A 565-nucleotide genomic window follows, 5' to 3' on the forward strand; every position below is an offset into this window, starting at 1 on the left:
GTGGAAGTCATCTTCTTTGAGGTTTAATGTTTCGCAGCTTGTAATTGCTTGAGCTTCTGTCATCTCTTGAGCAAGAATTCGCGCGGGTCCGCGACAATCATAACTGAATGTCATTATTCGCTGTTTTAATACGGATTTTGAGTTACTTAGCCCTAGCTGCTCAAGATAATCTGATGCATAAGCGTCAACCATTTCGGCGATGCCAACCCAAATTCTGTCTGACTTACCGCCTAGCGGGTAGCGCTTTAACAAAGAATCTAAAGTGTCGACAACGACTTTTTTTGTCTCTGCATCTTCAGTTTTTACCAGCCTAGCGAGCTCTCGCGCGGCATTGCCAAGTAGTTGTTCAGAATCCGTGCCTATCGCCCATTCGTTGTTGGTAATAAAACCACTCAAACGATGGATATAACTTGAGTCAGATTCAATCACATCGTAAAACGCTTTGGTTTGTGAGTGCCCAGCCATAGCGACAAAGATATTGTTGATGGCTTTACGGTAGTAATAGCTGTCGCTTTTATCCGCTGAAAAGCTATCAAGAATAGCGAAAACATCGGGTGCGGCGATG

Annotated in this window: 1 protein-coding gene; it reads right to left on the reverse strand. The window is 44.1% G+C overall.

The window, feature by feature from the left end:
• Window positions 1-565: collagenase (locus R7R78_RS28455; protein ID WP_225474895.1), on the reverse strand; the 565-nt coding region annotated here is incomplete at both ends.

This window comes from Vibrio sp. 2134-1 (assembly GCF_033339495.1).